Raw genomic sequence first — 15,762 nt, forward strand, 5'->3', positions numbered from 1 at the left:
AATGTTTATGATTTAAAGCCCCCAGAGGGGTCCCGCCGAGATTCTCGGTGGTGGAAACCAGCGTACCGGGTAGCCTGTCTGGCATGATCCCCATCGGCAGTTTTCCTCTGATTATCTTTTCTGAAATTATCCCTTCCCGATTTTTTTTCTTATCTTCAGGCAACCCCGGTGCTGGTATTCTCAATTATGATAAAACACCGGATATCCCCATAATAAAGGAGTGATCGCATGTTTAAGCATATTGTTCTTTTTCGTTTGAAAAAAAATGCCAGGGGCTTAAGTATGGAAGAAAATATTGCGGAGCTTAAATCCATGCTGGAGGCTTTGCCGGAAAAGATTGCCGATATCCGTTTTCTTGAAGTTGGTGTGGACATACTGGGAACAGGGCACAGCAGTCATGTTTCCCTTATTACGGAATTTGATGATGATGCGGCTTTTACCCGCTATGTGCAGCACCAGGATCACCAGAAGGTTCTGGCCTTCCTTCAGGGCGTGCTGGAAGAGCGGCGTGTGGTGGACTATACCGTGTAGTTCATCTGAATATAAAAAGTAGCAAGTATGAAAACGGCTTTCCTGGTAAAGGGAAGCCGTTTTATGTTTTGTGGCTTTTTATGGCAAGAACTTCACCCGCAAGGTACAGGGAGCCTGCTATGCAGATACAGCCGGTTTTTTTTGATAGGTTCATGGCCGTTTCAAGGGCATGGGAAACAGGCGGACAGATCTCAAAGGGCATTGTCTTGGGGAGTATGGGCGCCAGCTTTTCAGGATCAAGACTTCTCGGTGTATCGGGGCGGGTAAGTATGATCCGGTCAAAAAGCGGTGTGAGTAAATCCAGCATGGCCTTTGCATCCTTGTCTTCCAGTACGCCAAAAACAAGGATTCTGGGTTCAGGTGTTCTTTCTCTGATGTATTCTGCAAGGGCCATGGCAGCTTCAGTGTTGTGGGCTCCGTCCAGAATCACGGCTGGATTTGTGCTGAGCTGCTGGATGCGGGCGGGCCAGCTGCGGTCTGCAAGGCCCTTGTGGATGATGGCCTGAGGGATGTCTGAGGCAATGATTCCCCTTTCCACCAGAGTTTCAAGGGCTGCAATGGCAAGGGCCATGTTGGTGGCCTGATGGTTTCCGGCAAGGCCTGGGTTCAGGTTGGTATAAGTCCGTCTTCCTCTGTATGTGAAAAGGTCTTGCCCTGTATTTTCAATATGAAAATCCCTACCCATGATTTTTATGGGGCAATTGCAGGCTTTTGCCTTCTGCATAATGACATCAAGGGCTTCTGGCTGCTTAACGCCTGTAATAACGGGGACTCCCTGCTTTATGATTCCCGCTTTTTCTCCGGCAATGGCGGCGGTGGTGTGACCCAGAAATTCCCTGTGATCCATGCCTATGCTGGTTATGATGCATACAGCAGGCCTGCAGACGTTTGTGGCATCCCAGCGTCCTCCCATGCCCGTTTCCAGAACAGCCATGTCAACTAAAGCTTCTGCAAAGAGAAGAAAGGCCATGGCTGTGGTGAATTCAAAAAAGGTGGCGGGGTTTTCCCTGTCCTCTTTTTCCTCTATGGATGTTACAAGCTTTTTCAGCAGGGCCGGGGATGGATTCTGGCCGTTTATCTGAAAGCGCTCACCAAAGTGTATAAGATGGGGTGAGGTGTAAAGGCCTGTCTGCAGTCCTGCAGCCTGAAGAATGGATGCGGCAAGGGAAGCTGTGGAGCCTTTGCCGTTGGTGCCTGCCACATGTATGGCAGGAAAACGGTTCTGGGGGTTGCCCATAGTATGCAGCAGTTTCTGAATACCTTCAAGTCCGGGGCGGATGCCCATACGCTGCCGGTGATACAGATGGGAAAAATCGGGTTCCTGAAGGGTCATGACTAGGTCCGGATAAGGGGGGAAAAGAAAACCCGGACAGAAAATCCTTTATAGGACTTCTGCCGGGTCATGAAGCATCCGCGTAATTCATTTAATGGCTGGAAAACAGATCCGTCTGTCCATAATAGAACATATTCAATGTTTAACAGCAAAGAAAGGGCAGGAATTACCGCTTATACTTGCGTGCCGCAGCTATCCGCTGGCGGCGTTGTGCTTCCCGCTGCTTGCGGCGTTTGTATTCGCTGGGTTTCTCAAAGCTTTTTTTAAGCTTGAGCCGTTTGAAAAGGCCGTCGTTCTGGATTTTCTTCTTCAGAATCCGCATAGCCTTTTCGAGGTCGTTATCCACAACACGCACTTCGATTTCCTTCACGGTACATCGCCCCTTTCTTTCCGCAATTCCGAATAAGGAAAAAATCTCGGAACCCGGGTATTGAAAACCTTGTATAAAAATTATCTGTTGAATGCAATTGCCGATGGAACTGCATTTAAAAAACCATAGAAAGTTTTTTAAAAAACCGAAAACATATATCTTTTTTCTATGGTTTTGTAAAGAAGATAATCGGTGCTGGTGGTTTTTTTGGAAAAAAACTATGGAGATAAGCCTTTGCTTAAAAAATGCTGATTTTTATGAGGGACTTCTTTTCGAGATATTACGGGCTTTTGTTGGCAGAAGAGAGTCGCCATGGAAAGCTTTGGAGCAGGACGGGGAAAGGAGTTGTATCCCTTCCCCGTCGGTTCATCAAAGTTGAGCTATCAGGGCATCGGTTACTTCTGGAACGCTTTTGGAGCCGTCCAGAACGATGTATTTGGAGCCGTCCTGGGCAGCACGGTCTCTGAAGTAGTAGGCTGAGGCCAGTGTGCCTTCCTTGTCATCATAGTAGATGTCATGGCGCTTATCGATGGCACCTTCATCAATGTCGTCGGTGCGGGTGGAAAGGGCACCACCACATACCCGGCATTTACCGTCTTTGGGGGCAATGGCGGGAATATTGACATTGTTGGGATGATTGGGATCGTTTTCACACAGGCGACGGCCGATGAGGCGTCCTTTGGCAATTTCACGATCCAGATTAATTTCCACAACAAAGTTCAGCTTTATGCCAGCACTTTTCAGGGATTCGTCCAGTTTTTGGGACTGTACCGGGGTTCTTGGAAAACCATCCAGCAGCCAGCCGCCCTTGCAGTCTTCCCGCTGCAGGCGATCAAGGATCATGGGGATGGTGATGTCATCGGGAACCAGATCCCCTGCATCAATAAAGCTTTTGGCTTTCATGCCAAGCTCGGTACCACCTTTGATGTTTTCACGGAAAATAGCACCGGATTCAATGTGGGGTACTTTGTATTTTTCTTTGAGAATAGCACCCTGAGTGCCTTTGCCGCTGCCATTGGGGCCGAAAAAGAGAATGTTCATCTTAAAAAAAGCTCCTTTCATAAATAATTACAATGATAAAACGGGGGTATGATATAAAGCATTCCAGAAAGGTTGCACCTTGTGGGGTGCCAGTATCCTTCGGCTGGATAAAAAGCCTGATTTTTAAGTCAGCATACCTATTAGAAGCCGGGTCGCTTGTCAAGCTGCCAGCACAGACATAAAAAGGAAAAGACATTTTTTTCTAAAAAAAACTTGCAAGAGGGCAGGTTAAACCGCTATTAAACAAGTCTTGGATATCATGCTGTATCTGCGGAGGCTCTGGATGAAGAAATTTTATGGCATCTGAAGTTGTTAAAATTGCCATCACTGGTGGTGCGGGTTCAGGGAAATCTTCGGCCTGCCGTCTTCTTAAAGACATGGGGTTCCCTGTGGTGGATCTGGATCAGCTTGCCAGGAAGGCTGTGAGGCCCGGTGAGTCTGCTTACCATGCCATTGTGGCGGATTTTGGTCCCGATGCTGTGGGGAAAAACGGTGAGCTGAATCGGGGCTGGCTGAGGGAACGCATAACCCGTGATCCCGGAGCAAAGCAGCGGCTGGAGAAAGCAGTTCATCCTGTGGTGTACAGCATGCTGGATAGGGAGATGGAGCGTCATGCTGCTTCGGGTGGCAGGGCGGTGGTGGTTGAATTTCCCCTTCTTTTTGAAACCGGAAGGGAATCTTTTTTTGATCTCGTTATTGTGGTTTCCGTTCCGCCTGAGGTTCAGGTGGAACGCCTTATGAAAAGGGACGGGGTGGATGGAAAATCTGCAAAAGCACTGATCGGGATACAGATTCCGCTTAAGGACAAGGCCGCCAGGGCGGACCTGGTACTGGAAAACAGTGGATCATTGGAGGATATGACTCAATGTCTTGAAAGCTGGGTGGAAAATGGAGAACTTTTCCCCCTGGAGGTGAAATTTCCTTGACCAGTCAAAGCCATTGGGATATTAATTAAAAACTATTGCTTTTTTGATAAAGGCGATAGGGGAATATGGCTTTTTGATGCATTTCCTGCCTTTTGTCTTTTTACCCACAGATTATCGCTGCGCTCCTAATTCTTTTCGGAACAAACTGAATCGATTTTCGACACGTTTTTCCATAGAACAGAAAAACGGGTATCATTCCGGCCGGGAATGGATTTTTATGATCTGTGTCTGCGGCCCTGAATTCCCCACCCGGCAGTCTGGACGACAGGTCTTCCGGAAGGGATATCCATACATTCATTTTAAGGTGTGAAGGTTCATGAACATCACCGAGCTTAAGGAAATGAAGATCAAGGATCTGACCCGTCTTGCCAAGAAATTTAATATTGATGGCGCTGCGGGCTTGCGTAAGCAGGAGCTTATTTTTGCCCTGCTTCAGGCTCAGATTGAAAAAAATGGTCTGATTTACGGAGAAGGAACCCTGGAAATTCTGCCCGATGGTTTCGGGTTTCTGCGTTCCACGGATTGCAATTATCTTCCAGGTCCAGATGACATCTATGTTTCACCTTCCCAGATCCGGCGTTTTAATCTCCGGACAGGGGATACGGTGTCCGGGCAGATTCGTCAGCCGAAGGAATCAGAGCGTTATTTTGCTCTCCTCAAGGTGGAGGCCATCAATTATGAGGATCCCGAGATTGCGCGGGAAAAAATTCTTTTTGATAACCTGACCCCGCTGTATCCGGATAAAAAAATTCTGCTGGAAGGTGCCCAGGATAATTATTCCATGCGGATAATGGATTTGCTTACCCCCATTGGTTTTGGTCAGCGCGGGTTGATTGTTTCGCCTCCCAGAGCTGGCAAGACGGTTCTGATGCAGAATATTGCCAACTCCATCATTGCCCACCATGATGATGTGGTGCCCATTGTGCTGCTCATTGACGAGCGGCCCGAAGAGGTTACGGACATGGCAAGGAACGTGAACGCTGAGGTTATCAGTTCCACCTTTGATGAGCCTGCGGAACGTCATGTTCAGGTGGCTGAAATGGTAATTGAAAAGGCCAAGCGTCTTGTGGAGCATAAGAAAAATGTGGTGATCCTTCTGGATTCCATTACCCGTCTTGCCAGGGCATATAACTCGGTCATGCCTCCTTCGGGTAAAATTCTCTCCGGTGGCGTTGATTCCAATGCCCTGCACCGGCCCAAGCGCTTTTTCGGTGCGGCCCGGAATGTGGAAGAGGGCGGAAGTCTGACCATTATCGCCACGGCCCTTGTGGAAACCGGCAGCCGTATGGACGAAGTTATTTTCGAAGAATTTAAGGGTACGGGCAACATGGAGCTTGTGCTGGATCGTAAGATTGCCGACCGCAGAACCTTCCCTGCCATTGATATTAAAAGATCCGGTACCCGAAAAGAGGATCTGCTTCTGGGGCAGGATGTGATTAACCGTGTCTGGATTCTTCGTAAGCTTTTAAGTTCCCTGAATTCCATTGACAGCATGGAATTTTTGCTGGATAAGATGACGGGTACGAAGGATAACGTAGATTTTATGAACTCAATGAACGCATAACCATATCCCTTGGGATCATCAGGAGTTGACGATGAAAGAAGGCATTCACCCCGAATATGCAAAAACAACAATTACCTGTGCATGTGGCAGTGTTATTGAAACGGCATCCACAAAAAAACAGATCCGGGTAGAAATCTGCTCTGCCTGCCATCCTTTTTTTACTGGTAAGCAGAAGCTTGTGGATACCGAAGGACGTATTGATCGTTTCCGTAAGAAATATGGAAACTACCAGCAGCAGTTGGCTAAATAGTTTTTGTAAGTTATTATTTGCCCCGCAGATTTTTTTGCGGGGTTTTTTTCTATGGAAAAGTGTACGCCGGCATCCGCCGGTTTTCTTTTTGGAAAAAAATGCCTGTCTGAGTATTCCTGACTTTTGATTTTCACATATTTTCTTATGCTTTTCTGCCAAAAGGTCTGTGCAGGAAGTTTTAGAGTAGAGAAGTGTTGTGGATCATTGGGGAATGGGGGGCAGAAGTAAGGTGTGCCGGATGTTTGAAAAATTAGCGGGAGTAGAAGACCGGTTTATGGAGCTGGAGCGCCTGATGAGCGATCCTGCGGTTCTTGCTGACCGGGAGGGCTACCAGAAATTTTTGCGTGAGCATGCTGAAATATCGGAGCTTGTGACTGTATTCAGATCCTACCGGGACGTTGTCCGGGAGCGTGAGGAAAATGTCCTGCTTTTGCGGGATGCGGACCCTGAAATCCGTGAGATGGCCCAGGATGAGGCCCGTCGTCTTGAAGTCCTTGAGCTTCAGTTGCAGGGGGAATTGAATCAGCTTCTTGTGCCTAAAGATCCCAACGATGGTAAAAATATCATCCTTGAGATACGTGCTGGTACGGGTGGGGATGAGGCAGCCCTTTTTGCTGGGGATCTTTTTAGGATGTATGCACGTTTTGCGGAAAACAGCGGCTGGAAAGTAGAAATTCTGGATGCCAGCGAACCGGATGTTGGAGGTTTTAAGGAAGTGGTGGCCATGATTCAGGGCCGGGGTGTTTATTCGGTTATGAAATATGAGTCCGGCATCCACCGTGTGCAGCGGGTGCCTACCACGGAAACTCAGGGTCGTATCCATACATCTGCTGTGACCGTTGCTGTCCTGCCTGAGGCGGAGGATGTGGATGTCCATGTGGATGAAAAGGACTTGAGAATAGATACCTACCGGTCCCAGGGTGCCGGTGGTCAGCATGTCAACACCACTGATTCCGCCGTGCGTATTACCCATATTCCCACGGGCATTGTGGTGCAGTGTCAGGATGAAAAGTCCCAGCATAAAAACCGTCTTAAAGCCATGCAGGTTTTAAGGGCCAGAATGTATGATGCCCTGGTGCAGGAGCAGGCGGCAAAACGCTCTGCGGACAGAAAAGAGCAGGTGGGGACAGGGGACAGGTCCGGAAGAATCCGGACTTATAATTATCCCCAGAGCCGTGTTACGGATCACCGTATCGGCCTGACGCTTTATCGTCTGGATGCTGTTTTGCAGGGGGATATGGCACAGCTGGTGGATGCCCTGAGAACCCATTATCAGGCGGAGGCCCTTCAGCATGGCGGCGCATGAGCCGGAAAAAAAGGATACATGGGATGTTGGAAGGGTTCTTCGATGGACCACGGAATACTTTGCTACCCATGGCATTGACAGTCCCCGCCTGACAGCGGAGCTGCTTTTGGCCCATTGTCTGGGTACTTCCCGGCTCAATCTCTATCTGCGTTTTGACCAGCCCCTTAATCCATCGGAGCGTGAAGCTTTCAGGCATCTGATACGGCGAAGGTCATCAAGGGAGCCTGTGGCCCATATTGTCGGAGAGCGCAGTTTCTGGACTCTGGATCTGGAGACCGGTCCCCAGGCGCTGATTCCAAGGCCGGATACGGAAACCCTGGTCTCTGAGGCCCTGAAATATCTGCCGGAAGACAGGTCCTGTCGGGTTCTGGATCTGGGAACGGGGACGGGTTGTATTGCTCTGGCTTTGGCGTCGGAACGTCCTTTATGTACTGTTTTTGCAGTAGATATTTCCCTTGCTGCCTGCTTGCTTGCTCAAAAAAATATTCGGAATGCGGATCTCGTTTCCAGGGTTTTTCCTGTAACGGCCAGCTGGTGCGGGGCATTTAGGCGGGATGCGCTTTTTGATCTTGTTGTTTCCAATCCTCCTTATATTCCTACTGCCCACATGGCAGCCCTTGCTCCGGAAGTGAAAGATCATGAACCTCCCCTTGCTCTGGATGGAGGTGCTGACGGGCTTTCTGCCTATCGCGGCCTTGTTTCCGAGGTCAGGAATGTGCTGGTGCCTGGTTCTTATTTTCTGCTTGAAATCGGGTATGATCAGTATGAGTATGTATCTTCCTTGTTTGCAGAGACCGGGGATTATGATGTTTTCCCCTGCGTCAAGGATATGGCAGGTAAGGAAAGGGTTGTGGTTTTACGGCGCAAACTCAACTAAGTGCTTGCCGACAGGACTTGATATCTGATACTGATATCAGGTTAATGAAAAGTCTTTGAGTGAAAGGGCTTTCATGTAAGGTATTTTAACACGTCTTTGGATCCGGATCCCGGTGCCGCATGCGGTTGGACCCGGAAAGGAAGAGGGCGGCAGATCAACCAAAAGAAGCGGTTTGTAACCGCAGGAGAAGTGGTACATGGCGTATGTAACAATGAAGGAGCTGTTGGAAGCGGGCGTACATTTCGGACACCAGACCAAGCGCTGGAACCCTAAAATGAAGCCCTATATTTTTGGTGCAAGAAACGGGATTTATATTCTGGATCTCCAGAAGACCGTCCGTATGTTCCGCAAGGCCTATGATTTCGTTGCGGATGTGGGGGCCAGCGGAGAATCCATTCTTTTTGTAGGTACCAAAAAGCAGGCCAGAGAAGCAATTTATGAAGAAGCCAACCGCGCGGAAGCTTATTATGTACAGAACCGCTGGCTGGGTGGTATGCTGACCAACTTTCAGACCGTAAAGCAGAGTATCGAACGTCTGAAGTACCTGAAAGATATCCAGAATGATGGTTCCATCGAGCTTTTTCCCAAAAAGGAAAGGCTTTCCATGATCAAGGATCAGGAAAAGCTGGAATCCACACTGGGCGGGATTCAGAACATGACCCGTCTGCCGGGTTGCATGTTTATTGTAGACCCAAAAAATGAAGCCATTGCCATAAAGGAAGCCAAGCGTCTCGGTATTCCAACGGTTGCTGTGGTGGATACCAACTGTGATCCCGATGATATTGATTTTCCCATCCCCGGTAACGATGACGCCATCCGAGCCATTCGCCTTATCGCTTCCCGCATTGCCGACGCTTATCTTGAGGGTCGGGGTCGTTATGAAGAAAAAATGCATGCGGTCACTGATAAGGAAGAGGGCGACGCGCCTGTTTCTGCAGATATGAAACCCGGCGAGCGTAAGATTATTGCCGATGGCAGCGACGGACCTGTGATTGAAGTGATTAAAAAAAGCACGGAACCTGCTGCGGGTGAAGTTTCTGAGTAAGCAGGATCATGTTCATAGTTTTTAATCCATATATATAAGATATGATGTACAGCTCCGGAGAACCTGCGGAATTTGTAATGATTCGTTACAAGGTTCTCCGGGGATGTATAGCAGACATCAGAAAGGGTAGACGTTTCCATGGCGGAAATCAGCGCAGAAATGGTTAAGGAGCTTCGGGGAAAGACCGGGGCTGGTATTATGGATTGCAAGGCGGCTTTGAAAGAAAACGATGGTGATCTGGAAAAAGCTGTAGATTATTTAAGAAAAAAAGGTCTTGCGACGGCCAAGAAAAAGGCCGGAAGGGAAGCTTCCGAGGGACGTGTGGAGGCTTATATCCATATGGGTGGCAAGATCGGTGTTCTTGTGGAAGTGGGTTGTGAGACTGATTTTGTTGCCAAAAATGATGACTTTATTGATTTTTGCCGCAGCATTGCCATGCACATTGCGGCTTCGGCACCCATGGGACTTGCTGCTGAAGATATTCCAGCCGACGTTATTGCCCGAGAAAGGGATGTGTATCGTGGCCAGCTGCTGGAAGAAGGCAAGCCCGAGAACATGGTGGATAAAATTGTTGAAGGAAAAATCAATAAGTTTTATAAAGATGCCTGCCTTCTGTCTCAGCCCTACATCAAAGATCCCAAGCTGACGGTTCAGGATATTGTGAATGAGACCGTGGGCAAAATTGGTGAGAATATCGTGATCAAGCGGTTTAGCCGCTACCAGATTGGAGCCTGATACCTTGGAGCCCAGATATAAGCGGATATTGTTGAAGTTGAGTGGGGAAGCCCTTATGGGAGATCAGGGCTTTGGCATCCGTCCGGATATTCTGCAGTATGTGGCAGAGGAAATCCGCTCGATACATGATCTGGGCGTAGAGGTAGCGGTGGTGGTGGGCGGAGGGAATATCTTCCGTGGCATAGCCGCCAGTTCCTACGGTATGGATCGTGCTTCCGCAGACCATATGGGCATGCTGGCAACGGTGATAAATTCCCTTGCCCTTCAGGGAACTCTGGAAGGCAAGGGGCTTCAGACCCGTGTTCAGTCGGCCATATCCATGCATGAGGTCTGTGAGCCTTTTATTCTGCGACGGGCGGTGCGGCATCTCGAAAAGGGGCGCATTGTTATTTTTGCAGCAGGTACGGGAAGTCCTTATTTCACAACGGATACGGCGGCGGTTCTGAGGGCTCAGGAAATCCATGCGGAAATTCTTCTGAAGGCTACCAAGGTGAACGGCGTCTATGATTCCGATCCTGAGAAAAATAAAGATGCAAAACTGATCAAAAAGCTTACCTATATGCAAGTCCTGGAGCGTCAGCTCCAGGTGATGGATATGACAGCTATTTCCCTTGCTATGGATAATGGGCTGCCCTTAAGTGTCTTTGATCTTCTTGGCAAGGGCAATATTGCCCGGGTTGTATGCGGTGATGAGAGTATTGGCACCCTGATCCGCTGATTTCTGACAGCTCTGCCATGGAACAGATCCTGATGCTTTTAGTCTGGGTTTTTTTGGAATGTCAGGTCACAAAAAAAGGATTGCAATATGCTGGATACCGTTTACTCAGAAACACAGGAAAAGATGGCCAGGGCCATTGATGGTCTGAAGGCTGAACTTTTGAAGGTGCGCACGGGAAGAGCTTCTGCAAATATGCTGGATTCCGTACGTGTGGATTATTACGGAACCCTTACTCCGCTGCACCAGATGGCTTCCATTTCCACACCTGAAAGCCGCCTTCTTGTGATACAGCCCTGGGATGCCACGGCCATGAAGGAGATAGAAAAGGGGATTCTTAAAGCCAATGTGGGGCTTACGCCCTCCAACGATGGCAAGGTGATCCGTATTTCCATCCCTCCTTTGACCGAAGAGAGACGCAAGGATATTGTAAAGCAGGTGGGAAAAACCTGTGAGGAATATAAGGTCGGCGTAAGAAATCTGCGCAGAGATGCCAATGAATCCCTGAAAGCCTTTAAAAAAGACGGTGATATCTCAGAGGATGAGCTGTTCAAGGGTCAGGATCAGATCCAGAAGCTGACCGATGATTATATCCGTCAGATTGAAGATCTTCAGAAGGTGAAAGAGAAGGAAGTCCTTGAATTCTGAACTGCCTGAGGGTTTTTCCGCTGAATCCATTCCTGTCCATGTGGCCATTATCATGGATGGGAATGGACGATGGGCTAAAAAACGGCTTATGAATCGTGTAAAGGGCCATGAAAAGGGCTCTGAAACCGTTCGTAATGTGGTGCGTACCAGCCGGGAAATGGGAATTTCCTACCTGAGTCTTTATGCCTTTTCCACGGAAAACTGGGATCGGCCCAAAAGCGAAGTGGCAACCCTTATGTCCCTGCTTCGCCGTTTTCTGGCTTCCGAACGTGAGGAGATGCTGGAAAATAATATCCGTCTCAATGCCATCGGAGAGCTGGACAGGCTTCCCGATAAGGTAAGGTCGGATCTTGAAAATATCATGGTGGAAACGGCAGGGAACACTGGCATGGTGCTGACCCTCTGTTTGAGCTATGGTGCCAGGGATGAGCTGACAGCGGCCATGCGTGCCGTGGCCATCAAGGTAGGGCAGGGCCTCTTGAACCCGGAAAGCCTTTCCCAGGAAGATCTTGCCGGCCACCTGTATACGGCGGGAATGCCGGACCCGGATCTTCTGATCCGCACCAGTGGTGAGATGCGCCTTTCCAATTTCATGCTCTGGCAGTTGGCTTATACGGAGTTTGTTTTTTCGCCGACCCTCTGGCCGGATTTTTCTGAGCAGGAATATCTGGAAATACTCAAAGGGTATCAGGAACGGGACCGGCGTTTCGGTAAAGTAAAAGATGCCTGATTCCATGGGAATATGCCCATGGCAGCCTGTGGGATCTTCCTGATAGGGAAGATCCTTTTTTTTCATCAAAAGCCGGATGATCCGGTTGAAACGGAGACCGATATGCATGGAACCCGTTGGCTTACCGCCATACTGGCCCTTCCCCTTCTGGTCTGGCTGATTGCGGCAGGGGGTCCTTTTCTATTTTTTCTGATGATACTTGCCGTGTCACTTATTGCACAGTCGGAATATCATCACATCATGGATGCAAGATCTGCTCTGTCTCCGGAATCAGAATTGCGCTGGGTTGCCCGTCTTGGACTGTCTTTTCCGGTTCTTTTTTCTTTCTGGGGGCTGGGCGGTCTTTTTGCCGGACTTTGTCTTGCTTTTTTTCTTCTTACAGCTTTCTGCATGCTCCGCTTCGGCCCGCGTCCGGGCCTTTTATCTGCCATTCCAGTCGAAATGCAGGGTTTTTTATGGATAGCTTTTCCTCTGGCCTGCCTCGGGGTGCTGCGTATGACAGACCATGGCATTGCCTGGGTTTTTTTTACCCTTCTCCTTGTAGCGTCCGGAGATACGGGGGCCTACTATGCGGGCAGGTTTTTCGGGAAGCGTAAGCTGGCTCCGGCCATTAGCCCGGCAAAAACCCTGGAAGGCTTTTTGGGTGGCGTGATTCTTACCCTTGTCATGGCCTTTTTGTTTAAAATCTTTTTCCTGCCGTCCTTTTCCATGATTCCCGTTCTTTTGACTGCCCTTGTAACTGCCTTTGTGGCCCCTTTGGGGGACCTTTTTGAGTCCATGCAGAAAAGGCTTTCCAATGTAAAGGATTCAGGAACCCTTTTGCCCGGGCATGGTGGTATGCTGGACCGCATCGATGCCCTTCTCTTTGCGGTGCCTGTGGTCATGATGATGCGGATATGGGTGTGCTGAAACCATGAAAAATCTTTGTATTTTGGGATGTACAGGCTCCATCGGCTGTAATGTGGTGGAAATAGTCCGCAGGTTTCCGGACCGTTACAGGGCCATTGTCCTTGCGGCGGGGGACAATGTTGATCTTCTCTGTGAGCAGATTGTTCTGCTGAAACCCCTTGTGGTGATTCTGCGTACGGAGGCTGGAGCCCTTGCACTGAAAAAGAGTGGTTTTGCCCAGGGTATTGAAATTCTTTACGGTGATGCCGGGTATGTTGCTGCGGCTACCCATCCGGAAGTGGATACCGTGGTTGCCGCCATTGTCGGAGCAGCAGGCCTTCTGCCCACCATGGCCGCTGTGGATGCGGGAAAGACCCTTGCCCTTGCTAATAAGGAATCCCTTGTTGTGGCTGGTGGACTCCTGATGCCCCTGGCCCGCCAGCGGGGAGTGGATATCCTTCCCGTGGACAGTGAGCATTCCGCTGTGTTCCAGTGTCTTTCCGGTCAAAGGGAAAGGGATGTGGCAAAGCTTCTGCTCACGGCATCCGGAGGCCCCTTCAGAACCCGCCATAAAAGTAGTTTTAAAGATATAAGGCCCGAAGATGCCCTTGCCCACCCCACATGGAATATGGGCAAAAAAATATCCATAGATTCCGCCACCCTGATGAATAAGGGACTGGAAGTCATTGAGGCCATGCATCTTTTTTCAGTTCCCGTGGAAAAAATTGATGTGGTGGTGCATCCCCAGAGCATTGTGCATTCCATGGTTGCCTTTTGTGATGGTACGGTGATGGCACAGATGGGAATTCCTGACATGAAAGGGGCCATTGCCCTCGCTTTATCCTGGCCTGATCGGCTGCCCCTGAATCTGCCTTTGCCGGATTTTTCTGATCTGGATATGCGCATGGAGGCCCCGGATCTGGAACGCTTTCCCTGCCTAGGCCTTGCCTTTGATGCTGCCCGTGAAGGGGGGATTTTTCCTGCTGTCCTGAATGCTGCCAATGAAGTGGCTGTGGATGCTTTTTTACAGGGCCGCATTCCCTTTACCCGAATTTCCGAGCTCATTGCCGAAACTCTGATGCGCACTGAGAATAGGAATGTCAAAGACCTGGAGGATCTTTTGCAGGCTGATGCCGGAGCCAGGCAGACAGCCCTGTCTTTGATCTGTAGTTTTTGAATGTTTTTCTAAGATTAAAGAGCAGATGATTACTTTCATGAGTATATAAGGACTTACCTTTATACAGAACAGTTGCACATAATTTCTGGCATTCGGAGGTTCCATGACCAGCCTTTTATCATTTCTGGTGGTCTTGAGTGTTCTTATTTTTATCCATGAGCTGGGCCATTATCTTCTGGCGCGTTTGCTGGGAGTAGGGGTTGAGCGTTTTTCCATCGGTTTTGGTCCGCGTCTTGCCGGATGGAAGTCCGGACGGACGGATTTTCGTATTTCCGCCATTCCTCTGGGTGGCTATGTAAAAATGGTGGGAGACGAGCCAGGCGCAGAACTGCCCGCAGAGGATATTCCCTTATCTTTTACACACAAGCCCGTATGGAAGCGGATGCTCATTGTGGCGGCGGGACCTTTTTTTAATCTCCTGCTGGCTGTGATTTTTCTCTGGGGCCTTGTTTTCTGGTACGGTCTTCCTGTGATGGATCCTGTGGTGGGGGATATTGTTTCTGATTCACCGGCGGCTTCTGCGGGTCTTCGCACCGGAGATCTTGTACTCAGTGTGGATGGCAGGGCTGTGGATACCTGGGAGGATGTTCAGAAGCGGATTAAACGCTACTCGGGCCGGGACGGGCTGGTTTTTGAAATAGACAGGGCAGGGGATAAAAGGCAAATCATGGTTTTCCCTGAACCCATGCCCACAAGGGATGCCCTTGGTGCTACCGTGATGCGGACGGGCATTGGTGCAAATCCCTTTGTTCCTGCGGTGATCGGTTTTGTGAATCCCGGTTTTCCCGCAGAGGATGCCGGACTTAAGTCCGGAGACATGGTTTTGCGTATCAATGGTGAACCCGTGAACACTTGGATGCAGATGGCAGGAAGAATTCAGGCATCCAGAGGTGAGTCCATGGAGCTGGAAGTAGAGAGGGCCGGGGAACTGATCCGTCTTCACCTGCAGGCAAGGGAAGAGACCATGGAAGATGGCATGGGAGGAAAAGTGACCCGCCATGTGGTGGGGATTTCTCCGGAGCCTTATGCCAGGGCCAGCCATTTGGGCTTTTTTGGTGCCATGCTGGAAGGAACAAGGCAGACAGGAGAAATTGTCAAGGTGACGGGTATTGCCCTGGCCCGTATGGTCAAGGGCAGTCTGTCCAGGGACAATCTGGGAGGTCCCATTTTCATTGCCCAGATGGCCGGAAGCGAGGCCAGTAAAGGGATTGCCCACCTTCTGGCCTTTATTGCTGTCATCAGCGTGAATCTGGCCCTTTTGAATCTTCTGCCCATTCCCGTTCTGGACGGGGGGCACTTGCTTTTTTACACCATTGAGCTTATCCGGGGAAAACCCGTCAGCACCCGGGGCCGGGAAGTTGCCCAGCAGGTGGGTATTTTTCTTCTTTTAAGTTTAATGGTCTTTGCTTTTTATAATGATATTCTGCGTCTGTTTCAGGGATGACGGTAAAGGAGCATGAACAATTTTTAAGTTTTTGACCTTGATACCCATATTTCAAGATGCTGTGTAATTATTAAGTACCGTTTATTCCGAACTGCCAAAGCTGTAGTTGCAGCAGCTTCGTACTATTGCAAGGCTCCGTGGCTATTTGCAAGTGACATTGCAATCGTTTCGGATCAGAGCTT

The 15,762-nt window shown here is 49.4% G+C and carries 17 protein-coding genes; 14 read left to right on the top strand and 3 right to left on the bottom strand.

Annotated elements, in window-relative coordinates; all coding sequences use genetic code 11:
• Window positions 1-228: 228 nt before the first annotated feature.
• Complete coding sequence (locus FIM25_RS02175) at window positions 229-531, top strand: Dabb family protein (protein ID WP_139445836.1); 303 nt, start codon at window positions 229-231, stop codon at window positions 529-531.
• 61 nt (window positions 532-592) lie between these two features.
• Here FIM25_RS02175 and FIM25_RS02180 read toward each other — a convergent pair whose 3' ends face one another.
• The 3 genes from FIM25_RS02180 to FIM25_RS02190 form a co-directional block, all read right to left on the bottom strand.
• Window positions 593-1,864 (bottom strand): bifunctional folylpolyglutamate synthase/dihydrofolate synthase, encoded by a 1,272-nt coding sequence (locus FIM25_RS02180; protein WP_139445838.1) that lies wholly within the window; start codon window positions 1,862-1,864, stop codon window positions 593-595.
• A gap of 166 nt (window positions 1,865-2,030) precedes the next feature.
• Entirely contained in the window at window positions 2,031-2,234 is a 204-nt protein-coding gene (rpsU, locus tag FIM25_RS02185) for a 30S ribosomal protein S21 (RefSeq protein WP_179953091.1), read from the bottom strand.
• Between the two features lie 369 nt (window positions 2,235-2,603).
• A complete protein-coding gene (locus FIM25_RS02190) occupies window positions 2,604-3,275 on the bottom strand; it encodes an adenylate kinase (RefSeq protein ID WP_139445840.1) in 672 nt (223 codons plus the stop codon).
• A 296-nt stretch (window positions 3,276-3,571) separates the two neighbouring features.
• Here FIM25_RS02190 and coaE point away from each other — a divergent pair, with 296 nt between their 5' ends.
• The 13 genes from coaE (at window position 3,572) to rseP (ending at window position 15,580) form a co-directional block, all read left to right on the top strand.
• Complete coding sequence (coaE, locus tag FIM25_RS02195) at window positions 3,572-4,201, top strand: dephospho-CoA kinase (RefSeq protein ID WP_139445842.1); 630 nt, start codon at window positions 3,572-3,574, stop codon at window positions 4,199-4,201.
• A 316-nt stretch (window positions 4,202-4,517) separates the two neighbouring features.
• Window positions 4,518-5,765 (top strand): transcription termination factor Rho, encoded by a 1,248-nt coding sequence (gene rho / locus FIM25_RS02200; protein WP_139445844.1) that lies wholly within the window; start codon window positions 4,518-4,520, stop codon window positions 5,763-5,765.
• 31 nt (window positions 5,766-5,796) lie between these two features.
• Complete coding sequence (rpmE, locus tag FIM25_RS02205) at window positions 5,797-6,015, top strand: 50S ribosomal protein L31 (protein ID WP_139445846.1); 219 nt, start codon at window positions 5,797-5,799, stop codon at window positions 6,013-6,015.
• 238 nt (window positions 6,016-6,253) lie between these two features.
• On the top strand, window positions 6,254-7,321 hold the full coding sequence (prfA, locus tag FIM25_RS02210) for a peptide chain release factor 1 (RefSeq protein ID WP_139445849.1): 1,068 nt from the start codon (window positions 6,254-6,256) through the stop codon (window positions 7,319-7,321).
• Entirely contained in the window at window positions 7,308-8,198 is an 891-nt protein-coding gene (prmC, locus tag FIM25_RS02215) for a peptide chain release factor N(5)-glutamine methyltransferase (RefSeq protein ID WP_139445851.1), read from the top strand. Before prfA ends, prmC begins: the two co-directional genes overlap by 14 nt.
• Before the next feature lie 196 nt (window positions 8,199-8,394).
• The gene (rpsB, locus tag FIM25_RS02220; protein ID WP_139445853.1) at window positions 8,395-9,243 is read left to right on the top strand and encodes a 30S ribosomal protein S2; all 849 of its coding nucleotides are present in this window, start codon (window positions 8,395-8,397) and stop codon (window positions 9,241-9,243) included.
• 138 nt (window positions 9,244-9,381) lie between these two features.
• Window positions 9,382-9,978, top strand: coding sequence for a translation elongation factor Ts (gene tsf, locus FIM25_RS02225; protein ID WP_139445855.1), 597 nt, complete (start codon window positions 9,382-9,384; stop codon window positions 9,976-9,978).
• A gap of 4 nt (window positions 9,979-9,982) precedes the next feature.
• Window positions 9,983-10,696, top strand: coding sequence for a UMP kinase (pyrH, locus tag FIM25_RS02230; RefSeq protein WP_218961224.1), 714 nt, complete (start codon window positions 9,983-9,985; stop codon window positions 10,694-10,696).
• A gap of 87 nt (window positions 10,697-10,783) precedes the next feature.
• Window positions 10,784-11,341: a ribosome recycling factor gene (gene frr / locus FIM25_RS02235; RefSeq protein ID WP_139445860.1), complete on the top strand. Its 558-nt coding sequence runs from the start codon at window positions 10,784-10,786 to the stop codon at window positions 11,339-11,341.
• The gene (locus FIM25_RS02240) at window positions 11,331-12,071 is read left to right on the top strand and encodes an undecaprenyl pyrophosphate synthase (protein WP_139445862.1); all 741 of its coding nucleotides are present in this window, start codon (window positions 11,331-11,333) and stop codon (window positions 12,069-12,071) included. Before frr ends, FIM25_RS02240 begins: the two co-directional genes overlap by 11 nt.
• A 102-nt stretch (window positions 12,072-12,173) precedes the next feature.
• A complete protein-coding gene (locus FIM25_RS02245; RefSeq protein ID WP_179953092.1) occupies window positions 12,174-12,980 on the top strand; it encodes a phosphatidate cytidylyltransferase in 807 nt (268 codons plus the stop codon).
• Window positions 12,981-12,984: 4 nt separating this feature from the next.
• Window positions 12,985-14,136 (top strand): 1-deoxy-D-xylulose-5-phosphate reductoisomerase, encoded by a 1,152-nt coding sequence (locus FIM25_RS02250; RefSeq protein WP_139445867.1) that lies wholly within the window; start codon window positions 12,985-12,987, stop codon window positions 14,134-14,136.
• A 103-nt stretch (window positions 14,137-14,239) separates the two neighbouring features.
• Window positions 14,240-15,580 carry an RIP metalloprotease RseP gene (gene rseP, locus FIM25_RS02255; protein WP_139445869.1) on the top strand — a complete coding sequence of 447 codons (1,341 nt, stop codon included), beginning with the start codon at window positions 14,240-14,242 and terminating at the stop codon, window positions 15,578-15,580.
• The last annotated feature ends 182 nt before the right edge of the window (window positions 15,581-15,762 follow it).

Origin of the sequence: Desulfobotulus mexicanus, assembly GCF_006175995.1 — a bacterium.
GTDB lineage: Bacteria > Desulfobacterota > Desulfobacteria > Desulfobacterales > ASO4-4 > Desulfobotulus > Desulfobotulus mexicanus.

Bases quoted from the DNA above. Each gene is read 5' to 3' on its own strand.
- FIM25_RS02175 (WP_139445836.1), top strand. From the start codon at position 229: ATGTTTAAGCATATTGTTCTTTTTCGTTTGAAAAAAAATGCCAGGGGC.
- FIM25_RS02180 (WP_139445838.1), bottom strand. From the start codon at position 1,864: ATGACCCTTCAGGAACCCGATTTTTCCCATCTGTATCACCGGCAGCGT.
- FIM25_RS02190 (WP_139445840.1), bottom strand. From the start codon at position 3,275: ATGAACATTCTCTTTTTCGGCCCCAATGGCAGCGGCAAAGGCACTCAG.
- coaE (WP_139445842.1), top strand. From the start codon at position 3,572: ATGGCATCTGAAGTTGTTAAAATTGCCATCACTGGTGGTGCGGGTTCA.
- rho (WP_139445844.1), top strand. From the start codon at position 4,518: ATGAACATCACCGAGCTTAAGGAAATGAAGATCAAGGATCTGACCCGT.
- rpmE (WP_139445846.1), top strand. From the start codon at position 5,797: ATGAAAGAAGGCATTCACCCCGAATATGCAAAAACAACAATTACCTGT.
- prfA (WP_139445849.1), top strand. From the start codon at position 6,254: ATGTTTGAAAAATTAGCGGGAGTAGAAGACCGGTTTATGGAGCTGGAG.
- prmC (WP_139445851.1), top strand. From the start codon at position 7,308: ATGGCGGCGCATGAGCCGGAAAAAAAGGATACATGGGATGTTGGAAGG.
- rpsB (WP_139445853.1), top strand. From the start codon at position 8,395: ATGGCGTATGTAACAATGAAGGAGCTGTTGGAAGCGGGCGTACATTTC.
- tsf (WP_139445855.1), top strand. From the start codon at position 9,382: ATGGCGGAAATCAGCGCAGAAATGGTTAAGGAGCTTCGGGGAAAGACC.
- frr (WP_139445860.1), top strand. From the start codon at position 10,784: ATGCTGGATACCGTTTACTCAGAAACACAGGAAAAGATGGCCAGGGCC.
- FIM25_RS02245 (WP_179953092.1), top strand. From the start codon at position 12,174: ATGCATGGAACCCGTTGGCTTACCGCCATACTGGCCCTTCCCCTTCTG.
- FIM25_RS02250 (WP_139445867.1), top strand. From the start codon at position 12,985: ATGAAAAATCTTTGTATTTTGGGATGTACAGGCTCCATCGGCTGTAAT.
- rseP (WP_139445869.1), top strand. From the start codon at position 14,240: ATGACCAGCCTTTTATCATTTCTGGTGGTCTTGAGTGTTCTTATTTTT.